At 74.1% G+C, this 20,238-nt stretch carries 17 protein-coding genes and 2 pseudogenes; 6 read left to right on the forward strand and 13 right to left on the reverse strand.

The window, feature by feature from the left end:
* Positions 1-100: 100 nt before the first annotated feature.
* The 4 genes and pseudogenes from JKP75_RS11300 to JKP75_RS11310 form a co-directional block, all read right to left on the reverse strand.
* Positions 101-589 carry an enoyl-CoA hydratase/isomerase family protein gene (locus JKP75_RS11300; protein ID WP_309229998.1) on the reverse strand — a complete coding sequence of 163 codons (489 nt, stop codon included), beginning with the start codon at positions 587-589 and terminating at the stop codon, positions 101-103.
* Positions 590-731: 142 nt separating this feature from the next.
* Positions 732-881, reverse strand: a pseudogene (locus JKP75_RS23905) (hypothetical protein); the annotation flags it as partial.
* Entirely contained in the window at positions 878-1,105 is a 228-nt protein-coding gene (locus tag JKP75_RS11305; protein WP_200491113.1) for a helix-turn-helix domain-containing protein, read from the reverse strand. The pseudogene JKP75_RS23905 and the gene JKP75_RS11305, both read right to left, overlap by 4 nt.
* A gap of 191 nt (positions 1,106-1,296) precedes the next feature.
* Complete coding sequence (locus JKP75_RS11310) at positions 1,297-2,898, reverse strand: ABC-F family ATP-binding cassette domain-containing protein (protein ID WP_200491112.1); 1,602 nt, start codon at positions 2,896-2,898, stop codon at positions 1,297-1,299.
* 130 nt (positions 2,899-3,028) lie between these two features.
* Between JKP75_RS11310 and JKP75_RS11315 the strand changes: the two genes are divergently transcribed.
* Positions 3,029-5,194 (forward strand): DUF2157 domain-containing protein, encoded by a 2,166-nt coding sequence (locus tag JKP75_RS11315; RefSeq protein ID WP_200491111.1) that lies wholly within the window; start codon positions 3,029-3,031, stop codon positions 5,192-5,194.
* A gap of 66 nt (positions 5,195-5,260) precedes the next feature.
* Positions 5,261-7,066 (forward strand): SCO7613 C-terminal domain-containing membrane protein, encoded by a 1,806-nt coding sequence (locus tag JKP75_RS11320; RefSeq protein WP_200491110.1) that lies wholly within the window; start codon positions 5,261-5,263, stop codon positions 7,064-7,066.
* A gap of 196 nt (positions 7,067-7,262) precedes the next feature.
* On the opposite strand, the gene JKP75_RS11325 is transcribed toward JKP75_RS11320, so the two are convergent.
* The 8 genes from JKP75_RS11325 to JKP75_RS11360 are packed head-to-tail and all read right to left on the reverse strand — an operon-like array spanning position 7,263 to position 14,109.
* Positions 7,263-7,610: a metal-sulfur cluster assembly factor gene (locus tag JKP75_RS11325; RefSeq protein WP_200491414.1), complete on the reverse strand. Its 348-nt coding sequence runs from the start codon at positions 7,608-7,610 to the stop codon at positions 7,263-7,265.
* Positions 7,611-7,666: 56 nt separating this feature from the next.
* On the reverse strand, positions 7,667-8,134 hold the full coding sequence (gene sufU, locus JKP75_RS11330; RefSeq protein ID WP_200491109.1) for a Fe-S cluster assembly sulfur transfer protein SufU: 468 nt from the start codon (positions 8,132-8,134) through the stop codon (positions 7,667-7,669).
* Positions 8,135-8,162: 28 nt separating this feature from the next.
* Positions 8,163-9,473 (reverse strand): cysteine desulfurase, encoded by a 1,311-nt coding sequence (locus JKP75_RS11335; protein ID WP_200491108.1) that lies wholly within the window; start codon positions 9,471-9,473, stop codon positions 8,163-8,165.
* Complete coding sequence (gene sufC / locus JKP75_RS11340) at positions 9,470-10,243, reverse strand: Fe-S cluster assembly ATPase SufC (protein ID WP_200491107.1); 774 nt, start codon at positions 10,241-10,243, stop codon at positions 9,470-9,472. Before sufC ends, JKP75_RS11335 begins: the two co-directional genes overlap by 4 nt.
* A 14-nt stretch (positions 10,244-10,257) precedes the next feature.
* On the reverse strand, positions 10,258-10,623 hold the full coding sequence (locus JKP75_RS11345) for a non-heme iron oxygenase ferredoxin subunit (protein WP_200491106.1): 366 nt from the start codon (positions 10,621-10,623) through the stop codon (positions 10,258-10,260).
* A gap of 2 nt (positions 10,624-10,625) precedes the next feature.
* Positions 10,626-11,933: a Fe-S cluster assembly protein SufD gene (sufD, locus tag JKP75_RS11350; protein ID WP_200491105.1), complete on the reverse strand. Its 1,308-nt coding sequence runs from the start codon at positions 11,931-11,933 to the stop codon at positions 10,626-10,628.
* Entirely contained in the window at positions 11,933-13,369 is a 1,437-nt protein-coding gene (sufB, locus tag JKP75_RS11355; protein WP_200491104.1) for a Fe-S cluster assembly protein SufB, read from the reverse strand. The genes sufD and sufB overlap by 1 nt, the downstream gene beginning before the upstream one ends.
* Positions 13,366-14,109, reverse strand: a complete 744-nt coding sequence (locus JKP75_RS11360; RefSeq protein ID WP_375335631.1) for a helix-turn-helix transcriptional regulator — start codon at positions 14,107-14,109, stop codon at positions 13,366-13,368. The genes sufB and JKP75_RS11360 overlap by 4 nt, the downstream gene beginning before the upstream one ends.
* A gap of 219 nt (positions 14,110-14,328) precedes the next feature.
* Here JKP75_RS11360 and JKP75_RS11365 point away from each other — a divergent pair, with 219 nt between their 5' ends.
* On the forward strand, positions 14,329-15,270 hold the full coding sequence (locus JKP75_RS11365; RefSeq protein ID WP_309229768.1) for a COX15/CtaA family protein: 942 nt from the start codon (positions 14,329-14,331) through the stop codon (positions 15,268-15,270).
* Positions 15,271-15,406: 136 nt separating this feature from the next.
* Here JKP75_RS11365 and JKP75_RS11370 read toward each other — a convergent pair whose 3' ends face one another.
* On the reverse strand, positions 15,407-16,351 hold the full coding sequence (locus tag JKP75_RS11370; RefSeq protein WP_200491102.1) for a heme o synthase: 945 nt from the start codon (positions 16,349-16,351) through the stop codon (positions 15,407-15,409).
* A gap of 508 nt (positions 16,352-16,859) precedes the next feature.
* Between JKP75_RS11370 and JKP75_RS21290 the strand changes: the two are divergent.
* The 3 genes and pseudogenes from JKP75_RS21290 to tal all read left to right on the forward strand — a co-directional run.
* Positions 16,860-17,773: pseudogene (locus tag JKP75_RS21290) on the forward strand (transketolase); the annotation flags it as partial.
* Positions 17,774-17,812: 39 nt separating this feature from the next.
* Positions 17,813-18,925, forward strand: coding sequence for a transketolase C-terminal domain-containing protein (locus JKP75_RS21295; protein ID WP_242473458.1), 1,113 nt, complete (start codon positions 17,813-17,815; stop codon positions 18,923-18,925).
* Positions 18,926-18,974: 49 nt separating this feature from the next.
* Complete coding sequence (gene tal, locus JKP75_RS11380) at positions 18,975-20,093, forward strand: transaldolase (RefSeq protein ID WP_200491101.1); 1,119 nt, start codon at positions 18,975-18,977, stop codon at positions 20,091-20,093.
* Positions 20,094-20,238: the final 145 nt, after the last annotated feature.

Raw genomic sequence — 20,238 nt, forward strand, 5'->3', positions numbered from 1 at the left:
TCCCGGCGTCGGCCTCCCGCGCAACGTGCGCGGGCACGGCGCTGTTCCGGCGGACCCGGACGGGCCCGCAGGAGCACAGCCTCGCAGCGACCTCCGACGGTCAGCGCCCGCCGGCGAGCTCCCGCAGCCGGCGCACCTGCGCGGCCCGCTCGGCGGCGTCCTGCGTGGCGGGGTCGTTGCGCACCGCGGAGCGCACCAGGGCGGCGGTCTCCCGGCTGGCACCGGCCGGCGGGCCCAGCAGCGCGTGCGTCAGCTGCGCGACGGCCGCGTCGAGCTGCGCGACCGGGACGACGACGTTGGCCAGCCCCATCGCGTGCGCCTCGGCGGCACCGACCGGGCGGCCGGTCAGGCAGATCTCCATCGCCCGCGAGTACCCGACCAGCTCGACCAGCGTGCTGGTGCCGGTCAGGTCGGGCACCAGGCCGAGCGTCGGCTCGGGCAGCCGCAGCTGCGCGTCCTCGGCGAGCACCCGCAGGTCGCAGGCGAGCGCCAGCTGGCAGCCCGCCCCGATGGCATGCCCCTGCACCGCGGCGATCGAGACGATGCCCGGCGTCCGCAGCCAGCGGAACCCGCGCTGGTACTCGCGGATCTGCTCCTCGGCGTCCGCGGACGGGCGCCGCCCGAGGTTCGCCGAGGCCGCCGGTGGTGCCCGGCGAGGCGTCGAACATGCTGCGGTCGAGGCCGGCCGAGAAGGCGCGGCCCTCGCCCCGCAGCACGACCACGCGGACCTCGTCGTCCAGCGAGTCGCCGATCGCGGCCAGCGCGGCCCAGGTGGCCGGCGTCTGCGCGTTGAGCTGCTCGGGCCGGTCGAGGGTGACGGTGAGGACGGCGCCGTCCCGCGCGGTGCGGACGAAGCCGTCGGGTGGGGTCGGCGCGCTCACGCCTTCTTGCTGTTCCGGTTGGCGCCGCCGCGGCTGCGGAGGGTGGCGCCGGACTCGGAGAGCAGCCGGTGGACGAACCCGTACGAGCGCTTCGTCGACTCCGCCAGCGAGCGGATGCTCTCGCCGTCGTCGTACCGCTTGCGCAGCTCGTCGGCGAGCGTGCTCCGGTCACCGCCGGTGATCCGCTTGCCCTTGCCCAGGTCCGCAGTGCTCGTGTCGGCCATGGCTCCCCTCCGTGTCAGCTGTTCCATTCATGATCAGCCACCGGCACGCTGTCCGCGACGTGAAGGCAATGACATCGCGGTCCTCCGGACCGCACCGCGTCCACGAGCCGTACCCCGGCTGCGCTGAGCGCGTCCGTCACGCCTGCGCGGGACCCTCCGGGCCCCACTCGGCGCGACAGTGCTCCATCCCCCTAGGCGAGCTCGACCAGGTCGGCGAGGTCCTCGCTCCAGGTGTCCTCGGTGCCGTCGGGCAGCAGGATCACCTTGTCCGGGTCGAGCGCGCGGACGGCGCCCTCGTCGTGCGTGACCAGCACGATCGCCCCGGTGTAGGTGCGCAGCGCCTCGAGCACCTGCTCGCGGCTGGCCGGGTCGAGGTTGTTGGTCGGCTCGTCCAGGAGCAGCACGTTGGCGCCCGAGATGACCAGGGTGGCCATCGCCAGCCGGGTCCGCTCACCGCCGGAGAGGGTGCCCGCGCGCTGGTCGACGGTCTCACCGGAGAAGAGGAAGGCGCCGAGGATCCGCCGCAGCTCGGTGTCGGTGCTGTCCGGCGCCGCGGACCGCATCACCTCGAGCAGGGTGCGGTCCATGTCGATGGTCTCGTGCTCCTGCGCGTAGTAGCCGACCCGCAGCCCGTGGCCGGCCTTGACCTCGCCGGTGTCGGGCAGCTCGGTTCCGGCCAGCATCCGCAGCAGCGTCGTCTTGCCCGCGCCGTTGAGCCCGAGGACGACGACCCGCGTCCCCCGGTCCACCGCGAGGTCGACGTCGGTGAAGATCTCCAGCGAGCCGTAGCTCTTGGACAGGCCCTCCGCGGTGAGCGGGGTCTTGCCGCAGGGCACCGGCGTCGGGAAGCGCAGCTTGGCGACCTTGTCCTGGACCCGCACGTCGGCCAGCCCGGCGGCCAGCCGCTCGGCCCGCTTGTCCATGCTCTTGGCGGCCTTGGCCTTGGTCGCCTTGGCGCGCATCTTGTCGGCCTGGGCGTTGAGGGTGTCGATCTTGCGCTCGGTGTTCGCCCGCTCCTGCTTGCGGCGGCGCTCGTCGGTCTCGCGCTGGGCGAGGTAGGGCTTCCAGCCGAGGTTGTAGACGTCGACGGTGGCCCGGTTGGCGTCGAGGTGCCACACCTTGTTGACGACGGCGTCGAGCAGCTCGACGTCGTGGCTGATGACGATCAGGCCGCCCTTGTGGCTGGCCAGGAAGCCCTTGAGCCAGGTGATCGAGTCGCCGTCGAGGTGGTTGGTCGGCTCGTCGAGCAGCAGCGTCTCGGCGTCGGAGAACAGGATGCGGGCGAGCTCGACGCGGCGGCGCTGACCACCGGAGAGGGTGCGCAGCGGCTGGGCGAGGACCCGGTCGGGCAGCCCCAGGTTGGTGCAGATGCGGGCGGCGTCGCTCTCCGCGGCGTAGCCCCCGAGCGCGGCGAACTGGTCCTCGAGCCGGCCGTAGCGGCGCACGGCCCGGTCCATCTCGGTGTCGTCGGCGGGCTCGGCCATGGCGACCTGCGCCTTGACCATCTGGTTGCGCAGCACGTCCAGCCCCCGGCCGGAGAGCACCCGGTCGCTGGCGGTGATGTCGAGGTCGCCGCTGCGGGGGTCCTGGGGCAGGTAGCCCAGCTCGCCGGTGACCTCCACCGAGCCGGCGTGCGGCTGCCGCTCGCCGGCGAGCGTGGTGAGGGTGGTGGTCTTCCCGGCGCCGTTGCGCCCGACCAGGCCGATGCGGTCACCCGGCTGCACGCGCAGGGTCGCCTCGCTGATGAGGATGCGCGCGCCGGCGCGGAGCTCGAGGCCGGTCGTCGTGATCACTGAACCCAGGGTAGGCGCTCGCGGTGCGATTCCCCCCACGTCGCCGGGGTGACATCGGCGGCATCGCCCGCCCGGGCGTGTTCTGTGGACGGGCGCCCCACGCACGGGCCGGACCCGCGAAGATGCGGTCATGGGACCGGGTGCACGTGGGTGGGGGTACGAGTGCCCGGTCTGCGGCCGGCCGACCGGCGACGTCGGGACCGGGCCGTGCCCGTCCTGCGGGTTGCCGGCGGCGGCGCACGCCGCGCTGGTGGTCGCCCGCATCGGGACGACGCTCGGCGAGCTGGCCCGGGACCGCGACGCGCTGCTGGCGTCGCTGCGCGCGGCCGCCCCCGGCGCGCCGCGGACCGGAGCGCCCGCGTGGGGACCGCCGGTCGCCCCGCCCGCGGCCCCGGCGCCGGTGGCCGCCTTCCCGCCGCCGGGCACCTTCCCGCCGCCTCCCGCTCCCCCGACCGCGCCGCCGGCCGCCGGGCCCCCGCAGGCCGCACCCGCTCCCCGGCCGCCGCGGCGGCAACTGAGCCCGCAGCAGGTGCTGCTCGGCCTCGGCGCGCTGCTGCTGGTGACGGCGGCGCTCGCCTTCGTCGCGGTCGCCTGGACCCGCCTCGGGCTGGTGTTCCAGGCCGGGCTGATGCTCACCGTCACCGCGGTGGCCTGCGGCTGCTCGACATGGGCGGCCCGTCGGGGGCTGCGCGCCACCGAGGAGGCGCTCGCCGCCGCCGGAGCCGCCCTGCTCGCGATCGACCTGGGTGCGGCGCGGGCGCGCGGCCTGCCGGGGATCGAGGACCTGCCGCTCCGCCTCTGGACGGCGATCTCGTGCGGCGTCGTCCTCGGCGTCGCGCTGCTGCTCGGACGGCTCACCCGGACGACGGCGGTCTGGCCGCTCGCCGCCCTGCTGGCCGCGCAGCCGCTGCCCTTCCTGCTGCTGGGGGCGGACCTCGTCTCCGGCCCGGCGGGGGTGGCCGCCGCCCTCGCGCTCGCCGCGGCCGACCTCGCCGCCGCCGGCCGGCTGCGGCCGGGCGTCGACCGCGTGGCGCTCGTGCTCGCCGCGGTCGCCGGAACGGCCGGTGTCGTGGGCGGGATCGGTACCGCGGCCGGGGCGGATGCGGCCGACTCCTGGGCGAGCACCGCCGTGCTCGCCGTCGCGGGCGCCGCTGCGCTCGCCGTCGACCGCCGCAACCCGGTGCTGCTGCCGGGTCTGCCCTCCTGGACGGTGCCGGCGGCGTTCGGCGCCATGGTGGGGCTCGGCCTGGCCGGCTCGCTGCAGCACGCGGACGGGCAGGGCTGGTGGATCGCGGCCTCGCTCGGCCTGGGCCTGCTCACGGCCGGCGCGCTGCTGGCCGAGCGGCTCCGGACCGCCGCGCCGGTCGTCGCGGCGGGCACCGCCCTGGTGCTGGTGCACGCGCAGTCGCTGGCCGACGACGAGCGGTACGGCGCACTCGCCGCGGTGGCGCTGGCCGCGACGGTGCCGGCCCTGGTCACCGCGCTGAGGGTGGTCGCGCTGCGCCCGGCGGCTGCCGCGGCCACCGTGCTGGCGTCGGCGGGTGCGCTGCTGCTCGCCCGTGCCGACGACGTGCTGCCCGCCGTGGTGGCCGGCCTGCTGCTGGCGCTGCTCGCGGCCGCCGGCTTCGGTGCCGCGACCGCCCGCCGTGACCGGGCCGAGGAGTACCCGGTCGCCGCCGCCGCGGCGCTGGCCGGGCTGGCCGCGGGCGCGACCTCGGCGTCGGTCGAGGCGTGGGGCCAGGTGGGCCTGCAACTGGGCGTCCTCGGCGTCGCGGCCGGCTGCTACGCGGTGGTCGCGGGCCAGCGGCCGGTCGCCGTCGTCGCGGTCGCCGATCTGGTGGTGGCGACCTGGATCGCGGTCGGCGGCGCGGGGGTGGAGACCCCGGAGGCGTACACGCTGCCGGCCGCGGCCGGGCTGCTCGTCCTGGCCGTCCCGGCGCTGCGCTCGGGCGCGCCCTCGTGGGCGGCCGAGGGCGCGGCGGTCGGCGTCGCGCTGGTCCCCTCGGCCCTGGTGGTGGCGGCGGAGCCGACGGCGCTGCGCCTGGTCCTCGTGGTCGCCGGCGCGGCCGGGCTGGTCGTCTTCGGCACGCTGGGCCACCGCCAGGCGCCGTTCGTCATCGGCACCGGCGTCCTGCTGCTGGTCACGGTCGCGCGGCTCGCGCCGTACGCGCCGCTGCTCCCCCTCTGGGTCTCCCTCGGCACCGCCGCCCTGCTCCTCCTCGCCGTGGGCGCGACCTACGAGCGGCGCCGGCAGCAGGCGCGCGAGGCCGTGGCCTGGGTGGGCCAGATGCGCTGACCGTGTGCCGGGGCCCGCGCGCCGACCTACGGTGAGCAGGCCGCGCCGAACGGGAAGGAGGCGGTCATGGAGCAGCAGGTCGCCTCCCGCCCGACCGCTCCCCTGCCCGAGCGGGCCCGCCCGCCGCAGGTGCTGCTCGGCGTCGGCGCCGTCCTGCTGGTCAGCGCCGGGGCCGCCGTGGTGTCCGCCTCCGGGGGCGCCGGGGCGCGCGCGCTGGTGCTCGTCCTGGCAGCCGTCGCCGCGGCCGCCGCGCTGCGGGCCGACTGCGCCGGGCTGCGCAGCTCCGCCGAGACGCTCGCCGCCAGCGCGGCCGGCCTCGCGCTCGCGGCCAGCGATCCGGGCAGCCCGTCGGCCGGGAGCCCGCTGCCGGCCCTGGTCCTGGCCGGGGCGTTCCTCGCTCTCCGGCTGGTCTCGCCGCTGCCCGCCGCCTGGCCGCTGGCCGCGTGGGCGTGCGCGCAGCTGGCGGTGCTGCGCTCGCTCGGCGCCGTCCCCGGGTCCCTGACCACCGAGCTGTGCCTGGGCGTCGCCCTCGTCGGGCTCGGCGTCGCGCTGGAGGCCCGCCCCCTGGTCGGCCGCCTGGCCCTGCTGACCACCGCGCCCTGGTTCGCCGCCGGCGTCCTGAGCGGATCCCGGGAGGCGTGGACGGCGGGACCGCTGGAGCGCTGGGCCGCGACAGCGCTGGTCACCGCCGCGGCCGCCGGGCTGCTGCTCGCGCGGCTGCGGCAGCCGCTCGACGTGCTGCTCGGGCCGCCGCGGCTGGTGCCGGTGGTGGCGGGCGCGATCACCGCCGTCGCCGTCACCGGCGCCGTCTCGGCCGGCGGACCGGTCGCGGTGGCGGTCGGCGGGTTCGCCGGCGTCCTCGTCGCCGCCACGTCCGCCGCCGGGCTCTCCGGCTGGCGGCGCGGGCTGCTGCTGCCGGTCGCGCTCACCGGTGGGGTGCTCCTGGCCGCCCTGTCGGTGCTGCGCCTGCTCGACGGCCGGCACTGGTCGGAGATCGCGCTGCTGCTCCTGCTCACCGCCGCCCCGACGGTGTGGGTGGCCGCGGTCCGGCGCGACGACCGCCCCGTCGCCGCCCCCACGGCCGTCGGCTGCCTGGCCGCCGCCGCGCTGTTCGGCTTGCCCGACGGCTGGGCTCCGCCCGCGCCGGTCGCCGGCTGGCTCACCGCGCTGTTCGTCCTCGCCCTGGCCACCGCCGCCCGGCTGGAGCCCGACTCCCGCCGGGCGACGGCCTCGGCCGCGGCGGCCTGCGCGGCGGCCGCCGCGGTCGTGCTGGTCGCGGCCGGCGAACCGGCGCAGCTCGCCGTGCACCTCGCGGTGCAGGGCGCGGTCAGCCTCGCCTGGGCCTGGTGGACCGGCCGGTCCACCGGCGCGGACGCCGGCACCCCGGACGAGCCCGCCGCGGCCTGGCGCGTGGGCGCCGCCGAACTCGTCGTCGCCGGCTGGATCACGGCCGGCCTCGCGGACGCCACGGCGGTCGAGGCCTACAGCCTGCCGGCAGCGCTCGGGCTGCTGGCGGCCTCGGGTCGCGGGCTGGTGCGGGACAGCTCGTGGTCGGCGTGGGGCCCGGGCCTGCTGGTCGCCGCGATCCCCTCCGCGGCGCTCGCCGTCCTCGCGCCCGACGTGCTGCGGGCGGTGCTGGTCCCGGCGGTCGCCGCCGTCGTGCTGGTCGCCGGCGCCCGCTTCGGCTGCCGGGCGCCGCTGGTCATCGGTGCCGTGACCGCCCTGGTCGTCGGGCTCGGGCTCGCCGTCCGGGCGCTGCCGTGGCCGGTCGCCACGGCGTTGCTCGTGGGCACCGCGCTGCTGGCGATCGGCGCGCGCCGGGAGCACCGCCCGGTCGCCGGCTTCGCGACCCGCCTCGCCGACCTGCGCTGAGGGGACCGCTCGCTCGGGGGGATACGACGCCCGTCGTCACCCGGATGCGCATGCGCGTGGTCTCCGGGGCCGCGGAGACGCCGCCGGCACGCACGGGGGTGTCGACCAGCAGCCGGCTCGGCGGCAGGCCGGGGAGGAGCGGACGACGAAGGCCCGCCCCCGGTGAGGGGGCGGGCCTCCGGCGGAGCGGAGGAGATCAGACGCGGAAGCCCAGCGCGCGCAGCTGCTCGCGGCCGTCGTCGGTGATCTTGTCGGGGCCCCACGGCGGCATCCAGACCCAGTTGATCCGGATGTCGTCGACCAGGCCGGGGCCGGGGCCACCGGTGAGGGCCTGGCGGGCCTGGTCCTCGATGACGTCGGTCAGCGGGCAGGCCGCGGAGGTCAGCGTCATGTCGATGACCGCGACCTGGGACTCGCCCTCGTCGGCGACGTCGAGGCCGTAGACCAGGCCCAGGTCGACGACGTTGACGCCGAGCTCGGGGTCCACGACGTCGCGCATGGCCTCCTCGACGTCCTCGAGCAGCGCGGTCTTGTAGGCCGGCAGGTCGCCCGGCGCGCCGTCGGTGGCGGGGGTCGCGTTCTCGGTGCTGCTGTCGGCGCTCACGGCGTTCCTCCAGGTGTGGTCGTGGACAGTGCCCGGGCGGTGGCGTCCTTCAACGCCATCCAGCTCATGAGGGCGCACTTGATGCGGGCCGGGTACTTCGACACCCCGGCGAACGCGACGGCGTCCTCCAGGCTGTCCTCGAGCTTCTCGGCCACGGTCGGGTCGCCCTTGGCCTGCATCAGCGTCATGAAGTCCTCGCCCGCGGCGAGCGCCTCGGTCACGCTCTTGCCCAGGACGAGGTCGTACATCGCCGAGATCGAGGCCTGGCTGATCGAGCAGCCCATGCCCTCGTAGGAGACGTCGGCGACGGTGTCGCCCTCCAGGTGCAGCCGGAGCGTCACCTCGTCGCCGCAGGTCGGGTTGACGTGGTGCACCTCGGCCTCGAACGGCTCGCGGAGCCCGCGCCCGTGCGGGTTCTTGTAGTGGTCCAGGATGATCTCCTGGTACATCGACTCGAGCTGCATCAGCTGGTCAACTCCATGTGCGCGGTCCTCACACCGTTCCGAAGAACTTCTGGGCCGCGCGAATTCCGTCGGCGAGCGCGTCGATGTCGTCGTAGCCCGTGTGCACGTAGAACGTGGCGCGGGTGGTGGCCGGGACGCCGTACCGCCGGACCACGGGCCAGGCGCAGTGGTGCCCCACCCGGACGGCGATGCCGTGGTCGTCGAGCACCTGGCCGACGTCGTGCGGGTGGATGCCCTCGACGGTGAAGGAGATCGCCCCGCCGCGGGCCACGGTGTCGGGCGGGCCGATCACGGTGACGCCGGGGATCGCGGCGAGCTGCTCCAGCGCGTACGCGGTGAGCACCTTCTCGTGCTCCTCGACGCGGTCCATGCCCAGGGCCTGGAGGTACTCGACGGCCGCGGCCAGGCCGATGGCCTGCGCGGTCATCGGGACCCCGGCCTCGAAGCGCTGCGGCGGGGCGGCGAAGGTGCTGCCCTCCATCCGCACGACCTCGATCATCGAGCCACCGGTCAGGAACGGCGGCAGCGCGTCGAGCACCTCGTACCGGCCCCACAGCACGCCGATGCCGGTCGGGCCCAGCATCTTGTGCCCGGAGAACACCAGGAAGTCCGCGCCGAGCTCGGTGACGTCGACCGGCTGGTGCGGCACCGACTGCGCGCCGTCGACCAGCACCAGGGCGCCGACCTCGTGGGCTCGGGCGATGATCTCGCCGAGCGGGTTGATCGTGCCGAGGATGTTCGACTGCTGGGTGATCGCCACCAGCTTGGTGCGCTCGTTGACCACCGTGGACAGGTCGGACAGGTCCAGCCGGCCGTCGTCGGTCAGCCCGAGCCAGCGCAGGGTGGCCCCGGTGCGCTCGCACAGCTGCTGCCACGGCACGAGGTTCGCGTGGTGCTCCATCTCGGAGACCACGATCTCGTCGCCCTGGCCGACGGCGTGGGTGCGGTAGGCGGGGTCCTTCGCCGTCGCGGCGTTGGACAGCGCGTAGGCGACGAGGTTGATCGCCTCGGTGCTGTTGCGGGTGAAGACGATCTCCCGCTCCGGGGCGCCGATGAACGCGCCGATGGTGGCGCGGGCGGCCTCGTAGTGGCCGGTCGCCTCCTCGGCGAGCGCGTGCGCGCCGCGGTGCGGGGCGGCGTTGTACCGCTCGTAGAACTCGCGCTCGGCGTCGAGCACCGAGCGCGGCTTCTGCGAGGTGGCCCCGGAGTCGAGGTAGACGAGCTTCTTCCCGTCCCGGACCGTGCGGCCCAGGATCGGGAAGTCGGCCCGGATCGCCTCGACGTCCAGGGGAAGCGGGTGCAGCGCCCCCGTGCCGGGACGCGAGGCGGTCGCGGTCATGCCGTCGCGGTCTCCTTCGAGTCCTTCACGTAGGCGGCGTAGCCCTCGTTCTCGAGCTTCTCGGCGAGCTCCGCGCCGCCCTCCTCGACGACCTTGCCGGCCACGAAGACGTGCACGAAGTCGGGCTTGATGTAGCGCAGGATCCGCGTGTAGTGCGTGATCAGCAGGACGCCGATCTCGCCCTCCTCGCGCGTGCGGTTGACGCCCTCGGAGACGATCCGCAACGCGTCGACGTCCAGACCGGAGTCGGTCTCGTCGAGGATCGCGATGGCCGGCTTGAGCAGCCGCATCTGCAGGATCTCGTGGCGCTTCTTCTCACCGCCGGAGAAGCCCTCGTTGACGTTGCGCTCGGCAAAGGCGGAGTCCATCTCGAGCAGGTCCATCTCGCTCTTGACGTCCTTGACCCAGGTGCGCAGCTTCGGCGCCTCGCCCTTGACCGCGGTCGCGGCGGTGCGCAGGAAGTTCGACACCGAGACGCCGGGCACCTCGACCGGGTACTGCATCGCGAGGAACAGGCCGGCGCGGGCGCGCTCGTCGACGGTCATCGCGAGGACGTCCTCGCCGTCGAGGGTCACGGTGCCACCGGTGACGGTGTACTTCGGGTGCCCGGCGATCGAGTAGGCCAGGGTCGACTTGCCCGACCCGTTGGGGCCCATGATCGCGTGGGTCTCGCCCGAGCGGACGGTGAGGTCGACGCCGCGGAGGATCTCCTTGGTGTCGTCACCCTCGCCGACCGTCACGTGCAGGTCGCGGATCTCCAGAACGGACACTTCTTCTCGCTCTCTCATTCACCGGCCGCCTGGAGGTTCTGGACGTCGCTCGCCGCACTGGCTTCGGTGTCGACGAAGACGTCCTCCCCTTCCACGCGGACCGGGTAGACGTCGACCGGCTCGGTCGCCGGCAGGTTGGTGGGCTCGCCCGTGCGCAGGTCGAAGCACGAGCCGTGCAGGAAGCACTCGATGGTGGGGGCAGAGCCGTTGAGCTCGACGTCCCCCTCGCTCAGCGGGACGTCGGCGTGCGAGCACCGGTCCTCGAGGGCGTACAGCTGTCCCTCGAAGCGGACGACGGCGACGTCGACGTCCGCGAGCTCGACGCGCAGGGCGCCGCTCTCGGGGACGTCGGACAGTCCGCAGACGCGTTCGAAGGCCATGGTCAGGCGACCTCGACCGGCTGGTCGTCCAGGCCCGGGAGGGCACCGAGGCGTGCCTCGATGGTGCCCATCAGCCGGTCCTGCAGCGCGTCGACCCCGATGTGCTGGACGACGTCGGCGAAGAAGCCGCGGACGACGAGGCGGCGGGCCGTCTCGGCGTCGATGCCGCGCGAGCAGAGGTAGAACAGCTGCTCGTCGTCGAACCGGCCGGTGGCGCTGGCGTGGCCGGCGCCGACGATCTCACCGGTCTCGATCTCCAGGTTGGGCACCGAGTCGGCGCGGGCGCCGTCGGTGAGCACCAGATTGCGGTTGAGCTCGTAGGTCTCGGTGCCGGTCGCGGCGGGGCGGATGCGGACGTCGCCGATCCAGACCGTGCGCGCACCCTCGCCCTGCAGCGCGCCCTTGTAGAGCACGTTGCTGGTGCAGTTCGGGACGGCGTGGTCGACCCAGAGCCGGTGCTCCTGGTGCTGCGTCTCGTCGGAGAAGTAGACGCCGAACAGCTCCGCGCTGCCGCCGGGGCCGGCGTACTGCACGTTGCTGACCAGGCGGACGAGGTCGCCGCCGAGGGTGACCACGACCTGCGTGAAGGTCGCGTCCCGGCCGACGACGGCGTCGTACTGGCCGCCGTGCACGGCGCCGGGGGCCCAGTCCTGCACCGACACGAGAGTGACCTGCGCGCCGTCGCCGGCGAGCACGGTCACACCGCCGGAGTACTTCGCGGCGCCGGTGTGGTCGAGGACGACGGTCGCCTTCGCGAACGCGCCGACCTCCACGACCAGCTGACCCCACACGACGTCGTCCGCACCCGTGCCCGCGAGGGCGAGGGTGACCGGGCGGTCGAGCTGGGCCTCCTTGGCGATGCGGACGACGTCCGCGCCGTCCGCCCGCTGGCGGGTGAGCGCGGCGAGCCGGTCGACGGGCTCGGGCAGCCCCTTGACCAGCGGGTCGCCGGCCTCGACGCGGGTGAGCTCGACGCCCTCGGGCAGGTCCGTCGTCCAGGTGAGCCGGGCGTCCGAGGCGGCACCGTCGAGCAGCGGCTTGATCCGCTTCATCGGGGTGAACCGCCAGGTCTCCTCGCGGCCGGTCGGCACGCCGAAGGCGTCCGGGTCGGTCGAGGTGAACCGCTCAGCCGGCGAGCCGGTCGGTGCCGGGCCGCCGTGCGAGTGCGCGCCGGGCGGCACGTCGCCGGCGCTACCGGTGTCGGACGCCGGGGAGGTCGGGGGGCCGGCCTGCGCACCCACGCCCGGAGCGAACAGCTCCGAGGCGAGGGTGGCGGGCGCGGTGGTGAGATCGGTGTTCGGGTCGGACATCAGCCGACGGCACCTTCCATCTGCAGCTCGATGAGCCGGTTGAGCTCGAGGGCGTATTCCATGGGCAGCTCGCGGGCGATCGGCTCGACGAACCCGCGCACCACCATGGCCATGGCCTCGTCCTCGGACAGGCCGCGGCTCATCAGGTAGAAGAGCTGGTCGTCGCTGACGCGCGAGACGGTCGCCTCGTGACCCATGGAGACGTCGTCCTCGCGGACGTCGACGTAGGGGTAGGTGTCCGACCGGCTGATCGTGTCGACCAGCAGGGCGTCGCACTTGACGGTGGACTTGGAGCCGTAGGCGCCCTCGTCCACCTGCACGAGGCCGCGGTAGGACGTGCGGCCGCCGCCGCGGGCCACCGACTTCGACACGATGGTCGAGGAGGTGTTGGGGGCGGCGTGCACCATCTTGGCGCCGGCGTCCTGGTGCTGGCCCTCGCCCGCGAAGGCGATCGAGAGGACCTCGCCCTTGGCGTGCTCGCCGGTCATCCAGACCGCCGGGTACTTCATCGTCACCTTGGAGCCGAGGTTGCCGTCGACCCACTCCATGGTCGCGCCCTCGTGGGCGACGGCCCGCTTGGTGACCAGGTTGTAGACGTTGTTCGACCAGTTCTGGATGGTCGTGTACCGGCAGCGCGCGTTCTTCTTGACGATGATCTCGACGACCGCGGAGTGCAGCGAGTCGCTCTTGTAGATCGGCGCGGTGCAGCCTTCGACGTAGTGCACGTAGGCGCCCTCGTCGACGATGATCAGCGTCCGCTCGAACTGGCCCATGTTCTCGGTGTTGATCCGGAAGTAGGCCTGCAGCGGGATCTCCACGTGCACGCCCGGCGGCACGTAGATGAAGGAGCCACCCGACCACACGGCGGTGTTCAGCGCGGCGAACTTGTTGTCCCCGGAGGGGATCACCGAGCCGAAGTACTCCTGGAAGATCTCCGGGTGCTCCTTGAGCGCGGTGTCGGTGTCCAGGAACAGGACGCCCTGCTCCTCCAGGTCCTCGCGGATCTGGTGGTAGACGACCTCGGACTCGTACTGCGCGGCGACACCGGCGACCAGGCGCTGCTTCTCCGCCTCGGGGATGCCGAGCCGGTCGTAGGTGTTCTTGATGTCCTCCGGCAGCTCCTCCCACGAGGTGGCCTGCTTCTCGGTGGAGCGCACGAAGTACTTGATGTTCTGGAAGTCGATGCCGGAGAGGTCCGAACCCCAGTCGGGCATCGGCTTGCGGCCGAAGAGCTTGAGGGCCTTGAGGCGGCGCTCGAGCATCCACTCGGGCTCGTTCTTGCGGGCGGAGATGTCGCGGACGACGTCCTCGTCGATCCCGCGCCGGGCGGAGGCACCGGCGACGTCGGCGTCGGCCCAGCCGTACTCGTAGCGGCCGAGCTGTTCGATCTGCTCGTCCTGCGTCAGCGGTGTGGCCGGCTGCTGGGTGCTGGTCATGCGGGCGTCCTCTCCCGGTGGTTCGTGGGGGTGCTGCTGGTGGGCGCGCTGAGGGGCGCTGCTCGCTCACCTGGTACAGGGCGTGCGGGGGTCGTTCTGTTCCCCGGACGCAGGGGTCCTGGGAGGTGCGTGGTGCAGATCCCGTCGCCGTGGGCGATCGTGGCCAGCCGCTGCACGTGGGTGCCCACGAGCCGGCCGATCACCGCGGTCTCGGCCTCGCACAGCTGGGGGAACTCCGCGGCCACGTGCGCCACCGGGCAGTGGTGCTGGCAGAGCTGCCCCCCGCCGGAGATCGCGGAGGCCGTGGCAGCGTAGCCCTCGGCGGTGAGCGCGGCGGCCAGGGCCCGGGCCCGGTCGACCGGCTCTCCCCCGGCCTCGTGCACGGCCCGCTCGACGGCGCTGGACGCGCGGGCCTCGAGCCCGGACAGCTGCTGCTCGGCGACGGCGCGGACGGCGTCGGGGCCACCGGAGGCGGCGACGTACCGCAGCGCGGTCAGCGCCAGGTCGTCGTAGGCGTGCGGGAACGCGGAGCGCCCGGCATCGGTGAGGTGGAACCGGCGGGCGGGGCGGCCGCGGCCCCGGTGCGCCGCGCCGATCGCCCGCCCGTCCCCCCGCTCCTCGATCCGGCCGGCGGCGACCAGGGCGTCCAGGTGGCGGCGGACGGCGGCCGGCGAGATGCCCAGCCGGGCGGCCAGCTCGGTGGCGGTCTGCGGCCCGTGCTCGAGGAGCAGGGCGCTCACGCGGTCGCGGGTGCGCCCGTCGTCGGCCGGAGCCGACGCGCGAGAGGTGTCCGCGGCGCTTTCCACAACACGAGTGTGTCCTAAATCGGGGCCCCCGCAAGCAAGGTCCACCTAAGAACCGCCCCGTCGGCCCGTTCCCGTGACCAGGGTCACCGGGGCGTGCGCGACGGCACCCCGGAGCGGGCGGACCACGAGCACCCGCCACCTAGCATCGGAGGCGTGCCGGTACTGCCCACGCCCTCCCCCACGCTCGTCTCGCGCCTCGCGCTGGTCAACGCGGTCGTCAACGGCCTCATCGTCGTGACCGGCGGCGCCGTGCGGCTCACCGGCTCGGGGCTGGGCTGCCCGACCTGGCCGCGCTGCACCGAGGACAGCTTCGTCACCACCGACGAGCTGGCGATCAACGGCGCGATCGAGTTCGGCAACCGGCTGCTCACCTTCGTGGTCGCCGCGGCCGCGATCGCCACCCTCGTCGCGGTCTGGCGCTCGCCGCGGCGGGACCTCCGGCCGCTCGCCGTCCTCACCTTCCTCGGCGTCCCCGCCCAGGCCGCGCTCGGCGGTGTCACCGTGCTCACCGGTCTCAACCCGTGGACGGTGGCCGCGCACTTCCTCGTCTCCGCGGTGCTGGTCGCGCTGGCGACGACGCTGTGGCTGCGGTCCCGCGAGCCCGGCGTCGGCCGGCCCCTGGTGCGCCGCCCGTTCGTCCTGCTGACCTGGGGCATCGCCGCCGCGACGGCCGCCGTGGTCGTCGTCGGCACCATCGTCACCGGCAGCGGCCCGCACAGCGGCGACGTCGACGACGACGGCATCCCGACCGGCAACCGCATCGGCATCGACACCGAGCTGATCAGCCAGCTGCACGCCGACGTCGTCTTCCTGCTGATCGGGCTGACCGTGGCGCTGCTCGTCTCCCTCTACGCGACGGACACCCCCGACCGCGTCCGCCGGGCCGCGCGCGACCTGCTGGTCGTGCAGCTCGTCCAGGGGGTGATCGGCTACGTGCAGTACTTCACCGAGCTGCCGATCGCCCTGGTGCTGGCGCACATGCTGGGCGCGGTGCTCATCACCGCGTACACCGCGCGCCTGGTCTGGTCGGTCCGCGGCCCGGCGTCCGACCTCCCCCTCGACGCCACCCCGGAGCCCGTCGCCGCCACGCGGTGACCCTGTCGTCCGGGGAACGGTGTCCCCCGGGCGGCCAGAACCGGGCCGGTCATGGCCTGCCGAGGGACGACGTCCACGTGATCAGTCGTGGAGCAGCTCGCCCATGCGCGCGTTGGTGAGATCGCTCCTCACCGGCTCAGACGATGGCGTCGACGATGATCGCGACCATCAGCAGCGACAGGTACGAGATCGAGACGTGGAACAGCGCCATCGAGCGGATGTCGCCGCCGCGCCGGATCCGGCCGAGCAGCCGGTGGGACTCCACGACGAACCAGCCGCCGAGCAGCACCGCGGGGATCGTGTAGCCCAGCCCGATGCCGTAGCCCGTGGCCACCGGCCACAGCAGCAGCGAGACGGCGACCGTCACGTAGGCCCAGGCGACCGACTGCCGGCCGACGGAGATCTCGCTGGTCACCACCGGGAGCATCGGCACGTCGGCGCGGGCGTAGTCGTCCTTGAACCGCAGGGCCAGCGCCCAGAAGTGCGGCATCTGCCAGGCGAAGACGATGCCGAACACGACGACGGCCGGCCAGTCCAGCGAACCGGTCACGGCCGCCCAGCCGATGAGCACCGGCGCCGCGCCGGGGACCCCGCCCCACTCGGTGCTGCGGCGGGTGTGCCGCTTGAAGACCATCGTGTAGAGGACGGCGTAGTAGAAGATCGCCGCCGCCGCGAGCGCCGCGGCCAGCACGGTCGTCGTGGCCAGCAGCAGCGCGATCGACGTCACCGTCAGCGCGATGCCGAAGACCAGCGCGGCCCGCGGCGTGACCTCGCCGGTGACCAGCGGCCGCTTCTGCGTGCGCTGCATCAGCTTGTCGATGTCGCGGTCGAAGTAGCAGTTGAAGACGTTGGCCGCGCCGGCCGCGAGCGTCCCGCCGACCAGCGTGAACAGCAGCAGCGACAGCGAGGGCCAGCCGCGGTCGGCGAGCATCATCGCCGGGACGGTGGTGACCAGCAGCAGCTCGATGATCCGCGGCTTGGTGAGCCCGACGTAGGCGAGCACGCGGCGCCGCACGGCGGCCGCTCGTCCGGTCGAATCCCTGCGGGTGGGGGCGGCGGATCGCTCCGACAGCGCCGTCACCGGGTGCCCACCGACGCGGCGACGCGCGAGCAGCAGGGCACTGCAGGCCAGGCGAAAAGCACGAGGGGCCTACTCCGAACCGGGGATGGGAACGGCACCCACTGTAGCCCGCGGAGGCCTCCTCCCTGGGCGCGGTCCCGGTTCCGCACGACTAGGCTTGATCACGTTGATGCTGCGCGTGCAGCGGGTAGGGCCGACGTCGACGACGACGTGTTCCCGGTCCGGCAACGGGCGGGGTGACCGGCGGCCCGTCGCTGCAGCGCACGTCGTCCGCCCGGACGCAGTCGTCCCACCGGGCGGCCCGCCAGGCCCTGACCCGAGGGAGCACCGAGCCACGATGGCACCGGACAGCACGAGCACGGATTCCACCCAGAGCACCGCACCCGAGGCTCCCGCCGAGGCCGCGACCGACTCCCCCACCGGCTCCCCCGCGCAGCCGAACCCGACCCTCCCCGAGGGCTTCGGCGACCTGGACCGCGCGGCGATCGACACCGCCCGCGTGCTCGCGATGGACGCCGTGCAGAAGGCCGGCAACGGCCACCCCGGGACGGCGATGAGCATGGCGCCGGCGGCCTACCTGCTGTTCCAGCGCTGGCTGCGGCACGACCCCACCGACCCGAACTGGGTCGCCCGCGACCGGTTCATCCTCTCGATGGGGCACTCCAGCCTCACCCTCTACGTGCAGCTCTACCTCTCCGGCTACGGCCTGGAGCTGGCGGACCTGCAGGCGCTCCGCACGTGGGGCTCGCTCACCCCGGGTCACCCGGAGGTCAACCACACACCCCGGGCGTGGAGACCACGACCGGCCCGCTCGGCCAGGGCGTCGGCAACGCCGTCGGCATGGCCATGGCCGCCCGCCGCGAGCGCGGTCTGCTCGACCCCGACGCCCCCGAGGGCGAGAGCCTGTTCGACCACACCATCTGGGCCTTCTGCTCCGACGGTGACCTCGAGGAGGGCGTGAGCGGCGAGGCGTCGTCCCTGGCCGGCACGCAGCGGCTGGGCAACCTCGTCCTCGTCTACGACGACAACAGGATCTCCATCGAGGACGACACGACCGTCGCCTTCACCGAGGACGTCGGCAAGCGCTACGAGGCCTACGGCTGGCACGTGCAGCACGTCGACGACGGCGAGGACCTCGCCGCGCTGGACGCCGCGCTCGCCGCCGCCAAGGCCGAGACGCACCGCCCGTCGATCATCGTGCTGCGGACGATCATCGCCTGGCCGGCGCCCACCAAGCAGAACACCGGTGCCTCGCACGGCTCGGCGCTCGGCGAGGACGAGGTGCGGGCCACCAAGGAGGTCCTCGGCCTGGACCCGGAGAAGTCCTTCGCCGTCGCCCCCGAGGTGCTCGAGCACGCCCGGCAGGTCGTCGACCGCGGCCGCACGGCGCATGCCGAGTGGTCGGAGCGGTTCACCGCCTGGCAGCAGGCCAACCCCGAGGGCGCGGCGCTGCTCGAGCGGATGACCACCCGCACGCTGCCCGAGGGCTGGGCGGAGAAGCTGCCCAGCTGGCCCGCCGACGAGAAGGGCGTGGCCACCCGCAAGGCCTCCGGCGAGGTGCTGGCCGCCCTCTACCCGGCGTTGCCCGAGCTGTGGGGCGGCTCGGCCGACCTCGCGGAGAGCAACAACACCGCGGTCAAGGGCGAGCCCTCGTTCCTGCCCGCCGACCGGCAGACCAAGACGTGGAGCGGCGGCCCCTACGGGCGCACCCTGCACTTCGGCGTCCGCGAGCACGCCATGGGCGCGGTCATGAACGGCATCGCCCTGCACGGCGGCACCCGCGTCTACGGCGGCACCTTCCTCACCTTCTCCGACTACATGCGCGGCGCGGTGCGGCTGGCGGCGCTCATGCAGCTGCCGGTCACCTACGTGTGGACGCACGACTCGATCGGCCTGGGCGAGGACGGCCCGACCCACCAGCCGATCGAGCACCTGGCCGCGCTGCGCGCGATCCCGGGCCTGGACGTCGTCCGCCCGGCCGACGCCAACGAGGTCGCCGTCGCCTGGCGGACGATCCTCGAGCACAACGACCGGCCGGCCGGCCTGGCGCTGTCCCGGCAGAACCTCCCGGTCCTCGACCGCGAGCGGTTCGCCTCCGCCGAGGGCACCGCGCGCGGCGCCTACGTGCTGGCCGAGGCGTCCTCGGGCACCCCGCAGGTGATCCTGCTGGGCACCGGCTCGGAGGTGCAGATCGCCGTCGCCGCGCGCGAGCAGCTCGAGGCCGACGGCATCCCGACCCGGGTCGTCTCCGTGCCGTGCGTGGAGTGGTTCGCCGCGCAGGACCGCGCCTACCGCGAGGAGGTCCTGCCCCGGACCGTCCGCGCCCGGGTGAGCGTCGAGGCGGGCATCCCGCAGGGCTGGCGCGAGTTCGTCGGCGATGCGGGCCGGATCGTGGGAATCGACCACTACGGCGCCAGCGCTGCCTATGGCGTGCTCTACGAGAAGTTCGGCTTCACCGCCGAGGCGGTCGTCGCCGCAGCTCGCGAGAGCATCGAGGCGGCCTCCGGCGAGCCGGTCGGACCCCTCGGACCCGACGCCTCCGGCGTCCTCCACTCCCCCACCGGCGACCGCTGACAGCTCAGCGACCGACCGGCTCCACCGATCGAATCCGAGAGGTCCCGTCATGGCGCAGAACGAGAAGCTGGCCGAGCTGAGCTCCGCCGGGGTCGCAGTCTGGCTCGACGACCTGTCCCGTGACCGCATCCGCAGCGGCAACCTGCAGTCGCTGGTCGACGAGCACTCCGTCGTGGGCGTCACCACCAACCCGACGATCTTCGCCGCGGCGATCAGCGGGTCGGAGTCCTACGACGACCAGCTGCACGCGCTGGCCGTGCGGCAGGTGAGCGTCGAGGAGGCGCTGCGCACGATCACCGCCGCCGACGTCCGGGACGCCTGCGACCTGCTCCGGCCGGTCGCCGACCGGCAGCCCGGCGACGGCCGGGTGTCCCTGGAGGTCGCGCCGGGCCTGGCCCACGACACCGACGCCACGGCGGCCGAGGCCGCGCACCTGTGGTGGCTGGTGGACCGGCCGAACCTGTTCATCAAGATCCCGGCGACCGAGGCCGGCCTCCCGGCCATCCATACCTCGATCGCCAAGGGCATCAGCGTCAACGTCACGCTGATCTTCAGCCCCGACCGATATCGCAAGGTCATGGACGCGTACCTGTCCGGCCTCGAGGACCGGCTCGCCGAGGACCCGGACGCCGACCTCTCGGGCATCGCCTCGGTGGCCTCGTTCTTCGTGTCCCGCGTGGACACCGAGATCGACAAGCGGCTGGATTCATCGGACGCCGACCCGGCGCTCGTCAAGGGGCTGAAGAGCAGGGCCGGGGTCGCCAACGCCCAGCTCGCCTACCAGGCCTACGAGGAGGTCTTCTCCTCCGACCGCTGGAAGGCCCTCGAGGCGAAGGGCGCCCGGCCGCAGCGCCCGCTGTGGGCCTCCACCGGCGTCAAGAACCCCGAGCTGCCGGACACGCTCTACATCAGCGAGCTCATCGCCCCCGGCACGGTCAACACCATGCCGGAGAAGACGCTCATGGCCTACGCCGACCACGGCGAGCCCGGCACCCCGGTGCAGAAGGCCTACGACGAGGCCACCGAGGTCATGCAGGCCGTGGCCGACGCCGGTGTCGACCTGGACGACGTGTTCCGGGTGCTCGAGGACGAGGGCGTGCAGAAGTTCGTCGACTCCTGGGACGACCTGACCGACTCGGTGCGCACCCAGCTGGAGGACAAGAAGTGAGTTTCGGAGTCGATGTCCGGGGCCTCCAGGTGCCGGACGACGTCCGCGGCACGCTGACCGGGGACGACGTCGCCGCACGGCTGGCCCGCAAGGACGCCACCCTGTGGGGCCCCGACGCCGAGAGCGAGGCCGCGGTCCGGCTGGG

Origin of the sequence: Blastococcus sp. TML/M2B (assembly GCF_016612865.1) — a bacterium.
Lineage (GTDB): Bacteria > Actinomycetota > Actinomycetes > Mycobacteriales > Geodermatophilaceae > Blastococcus.

Bases quoted from the DNA above. Each gene is read 5' to 3' on its own strand.
- JKP75_RS11315 (WP_200491111.1), top strand. From the start codon at position 3,029: ATGGGACCGGGTGCACGTGGGTGGGGGTACGAGTGCCCGGTCTGCGGC.
- sufU (WP_200491109.1), bottom strand. From the start codon at position 8,134: ATGCAGCTCGAGTCGATGTACCAGGAGATCATCCTGGACCACTACAAG.
- JKP75_RS11335 (WP_200491108.1), bottom strand. From the start codon at position 9,473: ATGACCGCGACCGCCTCGCGTCCCGGCACGGGGGCGCTGCACCCGCTT.
- JKP75_RS21295 (WP_242473458.1), top strand. From the start codon at position 17,813: ATGACCACCCGCACGCTGCCCGAGGGCTGGGCGGAGAAGCTGCCCAGC.
- sufB (WP_200491104.1), bottom strand. From the start codon at position 13,369: ATGACCAGCACCCAGCAGCCGGCCACACCGCTGACGCAGGACGAGCAG.
- JKP75_RS11320 (WP_200491110.1), top strand. From the start codon at position 5,261: ATGGAGCAGCAGGTCGCCTCCCGCCCGACCGCTCCCCTGCCCGAGCGG.
- JKP75_RS11345 (WP_200491106.1), bottom strand. From the start codon at position 10,623: ATGGCCTTCGAACGCGTCTGCGGACTGTCCGACGTCCCCGAGAGCGGC.
- JKP75_RS11305 (WP_200491113.1), bottom strand. From the start codon at position 1,105: ATGGCCGACACGAGCACTGCGGACCTGGGCAAGGGCAAGCGGATCACC.
- sufD (WP_200491105.1), bottom strand. From the start codon at position 11,933: ATGTCCGACCCGAACACCGATCTCACCACCGCGCCCGCCACCCTCGCC.
- tal (WP_200491101.1), top strand. From the start codon at position 18,975: ATGGCGCAGAACGAGAAGCTGGCCGAGCTGAGCTCCGCCGGGGTCGCA.